We start from the raw sequence: 14647 nt of genomic DNA, 5'->3' as shown, positions 1-14647 counted from the left end.
GTCATTATACAAAAATAGGCTTAAAAATAGTAATGGAGCGGGATTGCAAAAAATCCCACCCCAACTATTGACAAAGAGCCCAAAAAAACAAAAAAGCGACTTAAAGTCGCTTATAATCTTTGGCGGGAGCATGTGAGAATCGAACTCACCCAAGAGGCTCCTAACCCCTCGCGCTGGTTTTGAAGACCAGAGAGCCCACCAGGACTCATCTACCCCCAGATTAAAAACCATATTCTATTATAAGACATAATATGCTATTTTTCAAGCTTTTTTTAATATATAATTCCTTCTATTAAAAAGTCCTCTCCATTATAAATCAACTTTAAATTTTTTTGAGAATTTTTTACACTACCTTTTTCATAGCTTATAGTATATTTAACACTCATTTTTAGTTCATCTGAATATTCATATATTGTATAATCTTTAATATCATAATTAATTATGCCCTTAAATTCCTCTATCAAATAAGTCTTTAGTGTATTATATTTAAATTTATCCACATCCTTTAAATTTAACATAGATATGCTTTCATCATACTTATGGTTTAGTATAGAATCATAATAATTATTTATTATTGAAACAGGGCTTACATATTTTTTAGAAACTATCATGCCACTAAACTCAAAAGGTTCTCTAATACAATAGTATTTATACAACACATCTCTTGCTTTCCCATCTATAAGTATCTGAACTTTGTTTATGGAAGAAATAGAAGTCAAAGAATTGACGATAGAATATATTACAAAGGCTTCCTCTTTTTCAGTATAATCTTTTCCTACTAAATCGCTTGAAAAACTTACATAAGCTACACCATCATTTATATCAATAGATAATACTTTAGTACTAGCTGGTACAATACTTTTCAAGTTTTTTTTAGAAGTTCCCTTTAACAATTCATCTATAACCATCTCTTCTATTTGGGCATTTTTTCTTGGTACAACTCTAAATTCTGGAGCTAAATAGTCCATTGATTCATTGGGATAGTAAAGAACAATTTCAAGCTTATCTTCTGGCAAGGGATTTATGGGAGGAAAATTGTTGCTTTCTTCATTTACTACATCATATTTTTGACATGATGTAGTGGTTATAGAAATTATAAATACGAATAATATAATTAAATATTTTTTACTCATATATATCACCCCAAAACATCAAGTCGTAATAGGCAGTTTAATATAAAATGTACTACCCACTCCAACTTTACTTTCTACTTCTATAGTCCCTTGATGCAGTGATACTATCTGCCATGCAATAGACAACCCCAATCCTGTTCCTCCTGTATCCCTAGATCTAGCTTTATCTACTCTATAAAATCTTTCAAAAATATTTTGAATGTTCTCTTCTGGAATACCTATGCCATTATCTTTTATTTCTATAATGGCATATTTCCCTTCATTATACAATTTTAACTTCACTTTTCCCCCAGTTTGCGTATACTTGATTGCATTGTCTATAATATTTATAATAGCCTGTTGTATTTTCTCATTATCTACTTTTAATTGTATCTTTTCATTTAAAACTAATTCTAAATCTATAGATTTCTTTTCAGCTAGAGGCTTTAGTCTTAAATAAATCCTTTCAAGCAAAAAATTCATATAAGTTATCTTTAAATCCAATGTGAGCTTTTCCTTATCTAAATCCACCAATGTCAATAAATCCGTTATGATATTGTTTAGTCTATCTACTTCTGAATCTATATCAGTCAAAAACTCTTTATACACATCTACATTAAAATCTTCTCCAGAAATAAGAGATTCTGACAAGATTTTTATTGATGTCAATGGAGTTCTTAACTCATGAGATACATTGGCTACAAAATCCTTTCTTTGAGTATCGACTTGATCCAATTTTAAAATCATAATATTAAAAGCTTCAGCTACTTCTTTAAATTCATCGTTACTATCTATATTTACCTTTTCTTCTAAATGACCTTGAGCTACTTTATTTATTGCATTTTTTAATTGTCCTAGGGGTTTAAATATAGCATCAGAAAAGAAAAAAGCTATAATAGCTGTAACAAGCATGCTTATTCCAGATATAAGTGCTACCTTTCTTGAAATATGTTTAACTTCTAAGTATATATTATCAATAGATACAGATATAAGAGTAGCACCTACTATTTCATCATTTAGTATTACTGGTACAGAAACATACATAACCCTACCAGTATCTCTAAAATTATATACTCTTCTACTATTTTCCCCATTCAAAGCTTTCTGTATCTCATCATGCTTAAAAGTATCCCCAATAAATAAATTGTTTGAATCCCCCTTAACAATATTATTTTTATCTACAATGATAATTCTTCCATTTATCTCCTTGCTATACTCATTTATAGTCTTTTTAACCCATTCTTCATTCATTCTATCTGAAGCCAATTGATATCTGGTTCTGTTAGAAATAATATTGGCTTTTATAAATGTCTCATTTTGTTTTTGCTGAATATATATTTTTAAGACAGTATTAAATATAAAAATATTTATTATTATAAGGGTGACAAATATCAATAATAAATAGGTGGAAACTAATTTCCACCTAACACTCATAAATTTTTTTTTATTATTGTGGCCTACTTCTAAAATAGTAACCAACTCCCCATTTTGTAAGTATATATTCTGCCTGACTTGAATCTCTTTCAATTTTTTCTCTAAGCCTTCTAATGTGAACATCAACTGTTCTTAAATCTCCAAAATATTCATAGCCCCATATAGTTTCTAGCAATTCTTCTCTAGTAAATACTTTCCCAGGATTTGAAGCTAAAAGTAACAATAAATCAAATTCTTTTGCAGTAAGATTGACTTCTTTTTCACGTACAGTTAATTTTCTGCCCAATGTATTTATGGTGAAATCATCAATTTGAATTACTTGATCGGTAATATTGGTACTCTTCATATTTACTCGCCTAAGTATAGCCTTTATCCTTGCTTTAAGTTCTAGTATATTAAAAGGCTTAGTTAAATAATCATCTGCACCATATTCTAATCCCAAAATTTTAGTTATATCCTCACCTTTTGCTGTAAGCATGATGATTGGCACTTGTGAGTCTTGTCGCAACTTCTGACACACTTCTAATCCATCTATACCTGGCAACATCAAATCTAAAAGAATCAAATCATATCTTTTATTTTTAGCTTTTTCTAATGCCTCATATCCATCAAAAGCAGCATCTACAATATACCCATCCTGTTCTAGACTATACTTCAAACCCTTTACGAAAAGTTTTTCATCATCTACGATTAATATTTTGGTGCCCATTTTATCACCTCATATATTTTCTCAAAAACATCACATTAATTACATATTAATTATATTTCGACATTTTATCTAGTTTTCCTTTATTTTTCCTAAAATAATATTCTTTTATCTTCTATACGTTTGGTAATTTTTAACTGATCAAAATATTCAAGAAGTCCTATAGCTATTTTCCTGTTGGTATTCAACAAGTCTCTATACTCAGATGCAGTAATATACCTATTTTCAATTAAATAGTTTTTTAAAATATCTAAAGCTTTTGTATATAATTCCTTTAAAAAGTAAATATCTTCTTTTATTTGAATCACTTCACCACAATCCAACAATGATTCAAATACCTGTTCTAATTCTTCCCTATCATATTTAATTCTATCATACAATTCCTCTGGTTTAGGTGGTATAAATCCTCCAGCCAAAAATTCTTTTTTTATGCTATCTATAATCTTTAACTGTTCCTCAGAATACACAATCTTAAAATCTTTCAAAAATAATACTTGACCATTTTGACATATAGTACCATCACTCATCATTAAACTAAGTAAGTTGTCTGCCATTTTAGGCTTAGCATCTTTTAAATATTTACTTCTAATTTCCTCTTTTGACATTCCAGCTTTTAATGGCTTCTTTTTATGGTAATTTTTAAGCTCATTTTCAATTTTGCTTTTCAATTGGTTAAAATAATCTATATGAATAATATAAACATCTTTCAATAAAGATATAATCTTTATTTTACCATTCTGCTCCAATTTTTTTATTTCATTTACTACTTTGTCTTCAGGCATAACAGTGTACATGACAATATCCTTAACTGTTGGATAGCTACTACTCTTATCTAATATTATTTTCTCTACTATTTCACTGAAATCCCCTGTTTCTTTTATTTTTAATTCTTCCAATGCTCTCTCATCAAATCTTTTCTTCTTGTCTGGATTTGATTCTAACACTTCTCCTCCTCCAATAGTGAACATTGGAGAATAAAATCTTAAAATAAATTTATCTCCTCTCTTTGCAACTATAGGCTCTTCTAATCTCAATTGAGCATATCCGCTTTCTCCTGGAGATAAGAACTCACTATCTAACAATACTACTCTACATAGTACCTCTTTAGTCCCTATATAAAGTCTAACCCTTGATCTATTTTCAATAATCTTTGGAATATCTTTAAGTATCTTAAGTTTCACATCTAGCATCATAGTATCTTTCATGGAACCAATAGGAGCTATTACATTCCCCCTTTCCAATTCAGATTTTTTTAGCCCTGCCAAATTTATTGCAACTCTCTGCCCAGCATAGGCAACAGATGTATCTTTGTCATGCACTTGAAGTGAACGTATTCTAGTTGTTTTATTTCCTGGGAAAACTTGCACTTCTTCTCCTACTTTAAGCGTCCCAGAAATTAAAGTCCCAGTGACAATAGTGCCAAATCCAGATATAGTAAATACTCTATCTACAGGCAATCTAGGCATACCTTCACTGTCTCTTTCCTCTACTTCATCTGACAATTTATCTATCAGTTTAATAGTTTCATCTATTCCAGTACCTTTAGTTGAAGAAACAGGAATGATTGGAGACCCTTCAAGAAAAGTGCCTTCTACACTCATACTCACTTCTTCCTTCACAAGTTCCAGCCACTCCTCTTCTACTAAATCTGCTTTAGTCAAAACTATAAATCCACTTTTTATCCCAAGAAGGTCCAATATAGCTAAATGCTCCTTGGTTTGCGGCATTACTCCTTCATCTGCTGCAACAACTAATATAACTATATCTATACCAATAACTCCTGCCAACATATTCTTAATAAACTTTTCATGTCCAGGAACATCAATTATTCCTGCTCTCTTCCCACTAGGTAAATCAAAATATGTAAAACCTAATTCTATTGAAATGCCTCTTTCTTGTTCTTCTCTCAATCTATCAGTATTTCTCCCAGTTAGAGCCCTGATTAAAGTTGTTTTTCCATGATCTATATGACCTGCAGTCCCTATAATTATATGCTTCATCTAAAGCACTCTCCTCACTTTTCTAAAGCATTTTTAACGCCTTCTACTATTATATCAAATTCATCATTTTTAACAGTTCTCAAATCAAAATATATTTTATCTTTATATACACGAGTAATAATTGGAATTCTAAAACATCTCAATTTTTTTTCAAATTGTGCTGAACTCAGATTTTTGGGAGATAAAGTCAAGCATTTAGTGGACAATTTTTCCAAAGGCAAAGATCCTCCACCCACTTCAGAATAATCATCTTCTATTTGTACTTGAATTAAATCTTCACTTATTTCTTCTCTAAGCATATTTTCTAATCTGTCTGCTTTTCTCTCAAGTTCATCAATTGAGATAGTAAGCATATTGAGTGTAGGAATACTTTCTACAGCCAAATCCTCATCTAAATACAATTTAAGAGTTGCCTCCAGTGCAGATATAGTGAATTTATCTACCCTAAATGCTCTAGTTAGAGGATTTCTTTTCATCTTCTCAATATACTCTTTTTTACCAACTATAATCCCAGCTTGAGGCCCTCCTAAAAGTTTATCTCCACTAAACGTTACAACATCTACACCATTTTTTATAGAATCTTGTACAGTTGGCTCATATTCCAATCCATATTTAGATAAATCTATCAACACACCGCTACCTAAGTCTTCTACAATAGGTATTTCATATTTCTCCTTCAAGCTTTTCAACTCTTCTAAAGAAACCGAAGAAGTAAAACCAAGTATTCTATAATTACTTGTATGAACCTTTAAAAAAGCAGCAGTATTTTCATTTATGGCATTTTCATAATCCCATATATGTGTCTTATTAGTTGTACCTACATCTACAAGATATGCTCCACTTTGTTCCATAACTTCAGGAACCCTAAATGAGCCGCCAATTTCTATCAATTCTCCTCTAGATACAATGACTTCTCTATCCTTTGCCATGGTACTTAAAACTAGCAACACTGCAGCAGCATTGTTATTCACAACCATTGCACTTTCTCCACCAGTAATTCTTGTAATTATTTCTTCTAAATGACTATACCTAGAACCCCTCTGACCTAATTCTAAATCATACTCCAAATTAGAATAATTGGAAGATACCTCCATTATATTTTTCATAACTTTTTCACTCATAAGAGATCTTCCTAAATTTGTATGAATTATAACTCCTGTTGCATTTACAACTCTTTTCAATTTGAAGCTATTTTTTTGTTCTGCACTTTTAATTATAAAATATGGCAATGTTTTTATTTTTTCTTCTATATTCTTCTCGCTTACAACTCCATCTTTTATATCATTTCTTAAACCATCAAGTTCTTCTCTTATAGAATCCAATATAGTAACCCTTGGCAATTTATTTAATTTTTCACTTATGATAGGGTTTTCTAAAAGTTCATCAACTTTAGGTATAAAACTAAACAAATTTTTTCTTTCTTCCATTCTCATCCATCCTCTTCATTATTCTACATAAATATAATAATCCTGTTTTTCAACAACTTCTCCAACAACACTAAAAGAAGTAGGTGTGTTTTTAAGTTCTTCTAACAATTTATCTACTTTATCTTCTGGCACAGATATAAGCAACCCACCGGAAGTTTGAGGATCAAATAAAATATCCTTGTTTTCCACTGGAATATCTACTAAAAATTTAACTCTATCTCCAATATACGCTTCATTTTTATAAGTTCCTGCTGGAACCAAGCCCATTTGTGCAAAATAAAGGGCACCTTCAATTAAAGGTATTTTGTCATGATCTATTTTTAGGCTCACCGAACTGGCCATAGCCATCTCTAAACTATGACCTAAAAACCCAAATCCAGTTATATCAGTACAACCATTTACTCCAACTTTATCAATAGCTTCTTTGGCATATTTATTTAACGTAGTCATTACTTTAACTGCTTCATCATAGGATTTTTTATCTGCTAAACCACCTTTGATGGCCGTATTTATGATACCAGTTCCTATAGGTTTTGTAAGAACAAGCAAATCCTTTGGTTTTGCACCACCATTGGCAAGTACTTTATCAGGATGAACAAATCCAGTTACAGAAAGGCCATATTTAGGTTCATCATCTTCGACTGTATGACCTCCAACTAGTATTGCACCAGCTTCTTGTACTTTGTCATGACCTCCTTTTAATATTTGAACTAATACATCTGGAGATAAGCAATTTGGAAAGCAAACTATATTCATAGCCATGATAGGTTGCCCACCCATAGCATACACATCACTCAAGGAATTGGTAGCTGCTATTTGACCAAAAGTATATGGATCATCAACTACAGGTGTAAAAAAATCTAATGTTTGTATTATAGCCAAATCATCATTTACTTTATATACAGCAGCATCATCTGAAGTGTCTAATCCTATAATCAAATTTTCATCATAAGTTTTTGGTAATTGACACAAAACTTGTGCCAAGGTATCAGGACCTATTTTAGCTGCTCACCCTGAACTCTTTGTAAGCTCTGTAAGTCTTTTATTCATCTTAATCCCTTCCTTCTATTTATTTAACAGTAATTAAATCTTTTATATTTTCAAATTTTTTATTTCCTATACCTGATACATTCATGATATCTTCAATGCTATTGAACTTCGTAGATTGCCTATATTCTACAATTCTTGTAGCTAATACTTCTCCAATTCCAGGCAGGTTCATCAATTCTTCTTTTGTACAAGTATTTATATTTATCTTGTTGTCCCTATTTTCTGAACTATTTTCCGAACCAACGCCATCAGAAATTTCAACTTCATCTACCATGTCATTAGCTTCACCAATTTTGGGAATATATATTTTTTCTTCATCTACTAATTTTTTAGCTAAATTTATTCTATCTAAATCTGCCTCACTCTTAAGCCCACCAGCACTGTTTACAGCATCGATGACTCTAGATCCATTTTTTAGCTCAACAAGCCCTGGCTTATATACTTGTCCACTAATATGAACCATTATGATTTCTTCTGCTTCATTTTCTTCTTTTATTTTTCCTTCATCCATTTCATTTAATTTATTGGAACCAAATTCGTCCAAGTTTAAATCTTTCTCTAATAATACGTTTTTGTTATATAAATTAAAAAATATAATGAAAACGACTAGTATAACTAGTACTAGTATAACTATTTGTTCTCTTTTTGTAAAGAATCTCACATTTATCACCTCATTTTGACAAATAATCATACTATTTTTATTCTACTAATTTTAGGTTTTTCCTCTTTTTATAAAAATATTAATTATGGTATTAAAAATTTGATAAATTTCTGATATACTAATATCAGTAATATGTAAGGAAGGTGTATATTTTGAAAAAAATCGGACTTGTGTTTTTAATTTTTGTTCTTATATTTAATTGTAGTTTTTCCTATGCTGATGACTTATCTATAACTGGAGAAGCAGCTATTTTAATAGATGCAGAAACCGGACAAATACTTTATGAAAAAAATGCTGATATGCAACTTTTCCCTGCTAGCACTACAAAAATAATAACAGCAATACTTGCAATTGAATATGGGAATTTAAATGACATTGTAACAATTGATGAAGAAGTTGTAAAAAGAACTGATGGAACACATATTGCATTAGAAGTAGGAGAACAGATGTCACTAGATGATTTATTGCATGCACTTTTAATAGAATCTGCAAATGATGCTGCAGTGGCAATAGCTATACATATTTCTGGAAGTGTTGAAGACTTTGCTGAACTTATGAATGAAAAAGCAAAAGAAATAGGAGCTACAAATACTCACTTTACAAACCCAAATGGCCTTCCAGATGAAAATCATTTAACTACTGCCCACGATTTAGCCATGATGGCAAAATATGCAATGAAAAATGAAACTTTCAGAGAAATAGTAAAAAATTATACATATATAATTCCTCCAACTAATAAAAAGGAGGAATCTAGATATTTAAAATCAAACAACAGATTATTATATAGCAACAAAAAAATCAATGTAGATGGCAAGGTTGTACCCATTAAATACGAATGGGCAAATGGAGTTAAAAGCGGTTACACAACAGCTGCCCAACAATGCTTAGTATCATCTGCTGCTAAGGGCAATATGAATCTTATTTGTGTCGTATTGAAATCTACTGGTACAGATATTTATGTAGATACACATAAACTGCTCAATTATGGTTTTGACAATTTTGAAAAAGCACATTTATCATTTAAAAATGAATTCATAAAAAATGTAAATATTGAAAATGGATCTAGTTCTTATGTTTCAAGCGTAGCTGATGAAGACTTGTATGTTACAATTCCCAAAGGAAGTAGAAATAATATTGAAAAAACTATTTCTTTAGATGAAAACCTACAAGCTCCTATAGTGGAAGGACAAGCTCTTGGAAAAATAGAATATTTCCTTAATGGAAATTCATTAGGAACTGTAAACATTGTTTCTACAATGAATATACCCAAAAAAACTGTAGAAGAAAAGATAAAAGAAAGTTTCTTTTTTAAGGAATGGTGGTTAATTTTATTGATTTTATTTATATTTTGGAGAATACTTTCTACAGCTAAAAAAGCCAAGAGAAGAAAAAGAAGAAAAAATGCATACATAAAAGTAAATGACCCTATAAAATAGGGTCATTTACTTTTATATAACTGCTATAGCTTCAATTTCAACATTGCCGTTCTTAGGCAATTTAGCTACTTCTACACAAGATCTAGCTGGCTTGTGATCTTTAAAATATTCTCCATATACTTCATTTATTTCTCCAAATTTGTTCATATCACTTATGAATATAGTTACTTTCACTACATCTTCAAGAGTAGCACCAGCTTCATTGAGTATTGCTTTAACATTTTCCAAACTCTGTCTAGTCTCTTTTTTTATGTCATTGGTTATAAGTTCCCCTGTTTCAGGAACTATTGGCAATTGACCAGATGTGAAAATCATATTTCCTGCTTTCATCCCTTGTGAATAAGGTCCTATAGCTGCTGGAGCCTTATCAGTGCTTACAACTACTTTGTCCATAATAATAGCCTCCTTTATATGTAAAAATCTTCTCATTTCTTATGAAATGAGAAGGCTTATATCAACTTCCTCACTATCTGACCACAATCTCTCTAGATTGTAAAAACTTCTATCCTCTTTATGAAAAACATGAACTATAATATCACCATAGTCTAAAAGTATCCATCTTGCAGAACTGTATCCTTCTTTTTGTACCAAATCAAATCCTACTTTAGACATTTTTTCATCTATTTCATCTGCAATAGCTGTCACTTGACTAGTAGAATTTCCACTAGCTATAACAAAATAATCTCCTATAGTACTAATTTTTTGTATATTTAATACCTTTATATCAAATGCCTTTTTGTCATCACAAGCTTTTACAATAGTAGAAAGTCTTTCATCAATTTCAGTCACAACAAAACCTCCTATTTAATTGTTTATTTTTTGGCTGTCATCTATACTCTCTATAGATTTATTTTCTACAGCCTTGTGTTCTATAAACATATTTTTTACCAATTCCCGAGATTCATCTATATGTGGTATATAATATGCTATCCCATTTATGGTTTTTGGCTCTCCTGGCAATGTTGCCATCTGAATATTTTCTGTATCTATATCTTTTGCTTTCATAGCAAATTTCATTATTACATCTAATGGTATATTTGTATCTACATATTTGTAATAATTGTTTATTATTTGAGGAATTTTAACTATATTTCTAGGCTTTAAAGTTTGTTTTATAGTTGCTTTGACAAATTGTTGCTGTGCTCTTATTCTTCCTAAATCCGCATCTTTATATCCCTTTCCTTTATAGCCTTTTCTATATCTCAAAAACTGTAGTGATTTATCTCCATTTAATACTTGTCTGCCTTCTTTTAAATGTATTCTAAGAGGTGGATCTGCTACTAAATCTTCATAGTCCATATCCATAGGCACATCTACTTCTACTCCACCTATTAAATCTATATATTTTTCAACAAATTTGTAATCTACTCTTACATAATAATCCAAATCTATTCCTAATAAATCCTTGACTGCTTTTATAGACAAATCAGGACCTCCATAAGCATGAGCATGATTTATTCTTTCTTCATTTTCCCTACCTCTTATATAGACTTTGGTATCTCTAGGTATAGACAATACAGATACACCACCAGTGGATTTGTCCATTTTACAGAGCATCATAGTATCTGATCTTCGTTTATTATCTTTTAAAATATCCTTTGTATCTATTCCAAGTAAAAGAAATGTAAGCTCATCATCGTCATCAGTAATTGTGTTTTCAAAAAAATTGTCATTTCCCCCAGTTATTTCATTTTTAGCATTTGCAAAATAATAAACTACTCCCCCGTAAACTATAGCAAAAATTAAAAAAGATATAAAAAACGTCTTGAAAAATTTCTTTTTCACAGAACCTCACTCCAAATCCTTTCTTATTTTTAAATAGTTTCTTGCTTTAATAGTATCTAAGTGGATAAGATCTCCACTTTTTACTACAAATACAATAGTATTGTCCATCGCCTTTATCAAACTCTTGTCTAAATCCCTATAAGCCAATTGTCTAACTTCCTCTACCCCTTCAAATTTCCTATTTGGCTCAATATAATCAGCTATAAACACAATCTTATCTAAAATACTCATATCTTCTTTCCCAGTGGTATGATATCTAATTGCACTAAGTATTTCTTCATCATAAATATTATATATACGTTTTGCAACTTCTGCACCTAAAGGCCCATGTATAAGTTCCACATTTCTTTCCATAACATTATCTAAAATTATATCAAACTCGGTGGCCATTTTCAATAAATTTCTTTTTTCTCTAAATTTAGCACAATCATGAAATAATCCTGCAATTTTAGCTTTTTCCTCATCTGCTTTATAAATCTTGGCAAGCTCCATACTTGTATTCATGACACCAATGGAGTGTATATATCTCTTTTGTCCTATATCTTCTTTTAGTTTCTCATAAGCCCACGCCTCAATCATTTATAATTCCTCCAGTATTATTCTATATATAATTTCTTCTTTTTTATGTATCTTTCAACTTCTTTAGGTACATAATATTTTATAGACTTTCCACTTTTAACTCTATCTCTTATCTCTGTAGAAGATATATCAATATAAGGTATAGTAAGTAAATATGCAGTATCTCTATGTTCTTTATTTATTTTATCTATCAAGTTTTCTAATTCATTATTTGGAATCCCTATCCTTTTAGCAGTAACAAATTTACACAATTTAAGCAATTCATCATGGCTTTTCCATTTATATATATCAACCAAAGAATCTGCCCCTGTAATAAAATAATACTCAGCATCTTCATTTTCTTTTTTTAATCTTTTTATTGTATCTACAGTATATGTAAGACCTGCCCTTTCAATTTCCATAGCTGATACAAAAAAATATGGATTATCATTTGTAGCTAGTAATGTCATCTCATATCTATCATAGGGTTCAGTTATATCATCCCAATTTTTATGTGGTGGTCTACCTGAAGGAATAAATACCACTTTATCTAAATTAAAATATACTCTTGTCTCTTCTGCCAATATCAAATGGCCTAAGTGAATTGGGTCAAAAGTACCCCCCATAATTCCTATTTTAGTCTTCATACTCTTCTCCCTCCAAAACAGAAAAGATTGGCTATGCCAATCTTATGGTAGTTCTATTCTTTTTTTATCTTTTGATTCTCTATACAGTACAAATTTATTTCCTATACTTTGAACAAACTCTGCATCTGTCAATTCAGCTACTTGATTAGCTACTTCTTTTGTATTTAATAAACTATTGTTCAAAACATTTATTTTAACAATCTCTCTAGCCTCAAGAGCATCGTCTACTTGTTTTATTAAATTGTCATTGACTCCATTTTTACCTATTTGAAAAATAGGATCAATACCATTTGCAATACCTTTTAAATAACTCCTCTGTTTTCCAGTTAACAATTAATACACTCCCCTTAAACTTCTACTTCTTTTCTTGTCTTTCTTCTGTGAATTTCATAATTTTTAGTTCCCTTTTTCCAACCAGTTCTTTCTTTATCTTCTGGTACATAATTTTCATTTATAACAACTTCATTCCTAGCTAGGCAATAATAAGTTGGTTGATTTTCCTTGCAATTTCCACAGTTCAAGCAGTCCATTTTCCTTTTCTGACCTCCATTTTTTATTCAAAAAATTCAAATTCAAAACCACAAATATATACTGTATCATTTTCGCTTACTCCTAGCTTTTTGAGTTCATCTACTACTCCCCTCTTTCTAAGTGTATTTTGAAAATATCTACTAGAATCTATATCCTCAAAATTTGTTGAGTATAGTAGTTTCTCAATAAAACTTCCTTCAACAATATACATACCATTTTCATACTTAACTATTATATCATCTTCTACATTCTTTACTTCTTCATATTCTTCAATTATATCATCAAATGTTTCATAGTTTGTCTCAATATCTATAAGTCTATCCCATATAGCATATTTAAGTGCTTCCACCCCTTCTTTAGTAACGGCAGATATAGGATAAACTTCAAAACCCTTTTTAGTCAATTCTTCTTTGAAATTTTCATAATATTCACTCGATGTGCTTAAATCCATTTTATTCGCTACCACAATCTGAGGCTTTTTAGATAATTTAGAGCTATATTTTTCTAATTCCTCATTTATCTTATAAAAATCCTCTAGTGGATTTCTTCCTTCAATACCTGAAACATCAACTAAATGAACTAACAATCTAGTTCTCTCTACATGGCGAAGAAACTCATGCCCAAGTCCTGCTCCTTCATGAGCACCCTCTATCAGCCCTGGAATATCTGCAATAACAAAACTCTTGCCCTCATCAACTTTTACAACACCCAAATTTGGTGTAAGTGTAGTAAAATGATAATTAGCTATTTTAGGTTTTGCAGAAGACAACACAGATAAAAGAGTCGATTTCCCAACATTGGGAAAACCAATCAAACCTACATCGGCCAATAATTTTAATTCAAGAATTATGAACTTTTCTTCTCCTTTTTCACCTGCTTCAGCGAATCTAGGGGCCTGTCTAGTAGGTGTAGCAAATTTTGCATTTCCTTTGCCCCCTTTTCCGCCCTTTGCAATAACAAAAGTTTGGCCTTCTTCTTTTAAATCTACAATAACTTTTCCAGAATCTCCATCCTTTACAATAGTTCCTAAAGGAACTTTCAGTATTAAATCAGAACCTTTTTTCCCATATTGTTTTTTGGTCTTACCATTTTCTCCATCTTCTGCTTTATAATTTCTCTTATATTTAAAATCCATAAGAGTTCTTATGCTATTATCTACTTGTAATATGATACTTCCGCCATTTCCTCCATCTCCACCATATGGACCACCAGAAGGCTCATATTTTTCTCTTCTAAAGGCAACAGCTCCATCTCCGCCTTTACCTGCCTTAACACGTATTTTAGCTATATCTATAAACAT

At 30.7% G+C, this 14647-nt stretch carries 16 protein-coding genes and 1 tRNA gene; 1 reads left to right on the top strand and 16 read right to left on the bottom strand.

The window, feature by feature from the left end; all coding sequences use genetic code 11:
- Positions 1-120: 120 nt before the first annotated feature.
- From ACFWUA_RS09190 to ACFWUA_RS09155, 8 genes are all read right to left on the bottom strand, one after another.
- Positions 121-217 (bottom strand) — tRNA-Sec (locus ACFWUA_RS09190).
- 55 nt (positions 218-272) lie between these two features.
- Positions 273-1133, bottom strand: coding sequence for a GerMN domain-containing protein (locus ACFWUA_RS09185; protein WP_416197723.1), 861 nt, complete (start codon positions 1131-1133; stop codon positions 273-275).
- An 18-nt stretch (positions 1134-1151) separates the two neighbouring features.
- The gene (locus ACFWUA_RS09180; RefSeq protein ID WP_416197722.1) at positions 1152-2591 is read right to left on the bottom strand and encodes an ATP-binding protein; all 1440 of its coding nucleotides are present in this window, start codon (positions 2589-2591) and stop codon (positions 1152-1154) included.
- A complete protein-coding gene (locus ACFWUA_RS09175) occupies positions 2560-3255 on the bottom strand; it encodes a response regulator transcription factor (RefSeq protein ID WP_416197721.1) in 696 nt (231 codons plus the stop codon). The genes ACFWUA_RS09180 and ACFWUA_RS09175 overlap by 32 nt, the downstream gene beginning before the upstream one ends.
- A gap of 89 nt (positions 3256-3344) precedes the next feature.
- The gene (gene selB, locus ACFWUA_RS09170) at positions 3345-5252 is read right to left on the bottom strand and encodes a selenocysteine-specific translation elongation factor (protein WP_416197720.1); all 1908 of its coding nucleotides are present in this window, start codon (positions 5250-5252) and stop codon (positions 3345-3347) included.
- A gap of 14 nt (positions 5253-5266) precedes the next feature.
- Positions 5267-6679 carry an L-seryl-tRNA(Sec) selenium transferase gene (gene selA, locus ACFWUA_RS09165; protein WP_416197719.1) on the bottom strand — a complete coding sequence of 471 codons (1413 nt, stop codon included), beginning with the start codon at positions 6677-6679 and terminating at the stop codon, positions 5267-5269.
- Positions 6680-6697: 18 nt separating this feature from the next.
- On the bottom strand, positions 6698-7729 hold the full coding sequence (gene selD, locus ACFWUA_RS09160; RefSeq protein ID WP_416197718.1) for a selenide, water dikinase SelD: 1032 nt from the start codon (positions 7727-7729) through the stop codon (positions 6698-6700).
- 19 nt (positions 7730-7748) lie between these two features.
- A complete protein-coding gene (locus ACFWUA_RS09155) occupies positions 7749-8390 on the bottom strand; it encodes a helix-hairpin-helix domain-containing protein (RefSeq protein WP_416197717.1) in 642 nt (213 codons plus the stop codon).
- A gap of 152 nt (positions 8391-8542) precedes the next feature.
- Here ACFWUA_RS09155 and ACFWUA_RS09150 point away from each other — a divergent pair, with 152 nt between their 5' ends.
- Complete coding sequence (locus ACFWUA_RS09150) at positions 8543-9826, top strand: D-alanyl-D-alanine carboxypeptidase family protein (protein WP_416197716.1); 1284 nt, start codon at positions 8543-8545, stop codon at positions 9824-9826.
- 12 nt (positions 9827-9838) lie between these two features.
- Here ACFWUA_RS09150 and ACFWUA_RS09145 read toward each other — a convergent pair whose 3' ends face one another.
- The 8 genes from ACFWUA_RS09145 to obgE are packed head-to-tail and all read right to left on the bottom strand — an operon-like array spanning position 9839 to position 14647.
- Positions 9839-10219, bottom strand: coding sequence for a RidA family protein (locus ACFWUA_RS09145; protein WP_416197715.1), 381 nt, complete (start codon positions 10217-10219; stop codon positions 9839-9841).
- A gap of 39 nt (positions 10220-10258) precedes the next feature.
- A complete protein-coding gene (gene rsfS / locus ACFWUA_RS09140; protein ID WP_416197714.1) occupies positions 10259-10615 on the bottom strand; it encodes a ribosome silencing factor in 357 nt (118 codons plus the stop codon).
- A gap of 15 nt (positions 10616-10630) precedes the next feature.
- Positions 10631-11611, bottom strand: coding sequence for an LCP family protein (locus ACFWUA_RS09135; protein WP_416197713.1), 981 nt, complete (start codon positions 11609-11611; stop codon positions 10631-10633).
- A gap of 6 nt (positions 11612-11617) precedes the next feature.
- Positions 11618-12190, bottom strand: coding sequence for a bis(5'-nucleosyl)-tetraphosphatase (symmetrical) YqeK (gene yqeK / locus ACFWUA_RS09130; RefSeq protein WP_416197712.1), 573 nt, complete (start codon positions 12188-12190; stop codon positions 11618-11620).
- Between the two features lie 17 nt (positions 12191-12207).
- Positions 12208-12816: a nicotinate-nucleotide adenylyltransferase gene (gene nadD, locus ACFWUA_RS09125; protein WP_416197711.1), complete on the bottom strand. Its 609-nt coding sequence runs from the start codon at positions 12814-12816 to the stop codon at positions 12208-12210.
- 42 nt (positions 12817-12858) lie between these two features.
- Positions 12859-13149 carry a ribosome assembly RNA-binding protein YhbY gene (yhbY, locus tag ACFWUA_RS09120; RefSeq protein ID WP_416197710.1) on the bottom strand — a complete coding sequence of 97 codons (291 nt, stop codon included), beginning with the start codon at positions 13147-13149 and terminating at the stop codon, positions 12859-12861.
- Positions 13150-13163: 14 nt separating this feature from the next.
- Positions 13164-13346 (bottom strand): hypothetical protein, encoded by a 183-nt coding sequence (locus tag ACFWUA_RS09115; protein ID WP_072743358.1) that lies wholly within the window; start codon positions 13344-13346, stop codon positions 13164-13166.
- A 23-nt stretch (positions 13347-13369) separates the two neighbouring features.
- Complete coding sequence (gene obgE / locus ACFWUA_RS09110) at positions 13370-14647, bottom strand: GTPase ObgE (protein ID WP_416197709.1); 1278 nt, start codon at positions 14645-14647, stop codon at positions 13370-13372.

The sequence above is a fragment of the Sporanaerobacter sp. genome (genome assembly GCF_047830725.1).
Classification (GTDB): domain Bacteria; phylum Bacillota; class Clostridia; order Tissierellales; family Sporanaerobacteraceae; genus Sporanaerobacter.
The sequence above is the reverse complement of the archived record's forward strand: the minus strand, read 5'-3'. Positions and strand labels throughout refer to the sequence as shown.

Excerpts from the sequence above, each read along its gene's own strand:
- ACFWUA_RS09185 (WP_416197723.1), bottom strand. The coding sequence starts at position 1,133 with ATGAGTAAAAAATATTTAATTATATTATTCGTATTTATAATTTCTATA.
- ACFWUA_RS09175 (WP_416197721.1), bottom strand. The coding sequence starts at position 3,255 with ATGGGCACCAAAATATTAATCGTAGATGATGAAAAACTTTTCGTAAAG.
- selB (WP_416197720.1), bottom strand. The coding sequence starts at position 5,252 with ATGAAGCATATAATTATAGGGACTGCAGGTCATATAGATCATGGAAAA.
- selA (WP_416197719.1), bottom strand. The coding sequence starts at position 6,679 with ATGGAAGAAAGAAAAAATTTGTTTAGTTTTATACCTAAAGTTGATGAA.
- ACFWUA_RS09145 (WP_416197715.1), bottom strand. The coding sequence starts at position 10,219 with ATGGACAAAGTAGTTGTAAGCACTGATAAGGCTCCAGCAGCTATAGGA.
- yqeK (WP_416197712.1), bottom strand. The coding sequence starts at position 12,190 with ATGATTGAGGCGTGGGCTTATGAGAAACTAAAAGAAGATATAGGACAA.
- nadD (WP_416197711.1), bottom strand. The coding sequence starts at position 12,816 with ATGAAGACTAAAATAGGAATTATGGGGGGTACTTTTGACCCAATTCAC.
- ACFWUA_RS09115 (WP_072743358.1), bottom strand. The coding sequence starts at position 13,346 with ATGGACTGCTTGAACTGTGGAAATTGCAAGGAAAATCAACCAACTTAT.
- obgE (WP_416197709.1), bottom strand. The coding sequence starts at position 14,647 with ATGTTTATAGATATAGCTAAAATACGTGTTAAGGCAGGTAAAGGCGGA.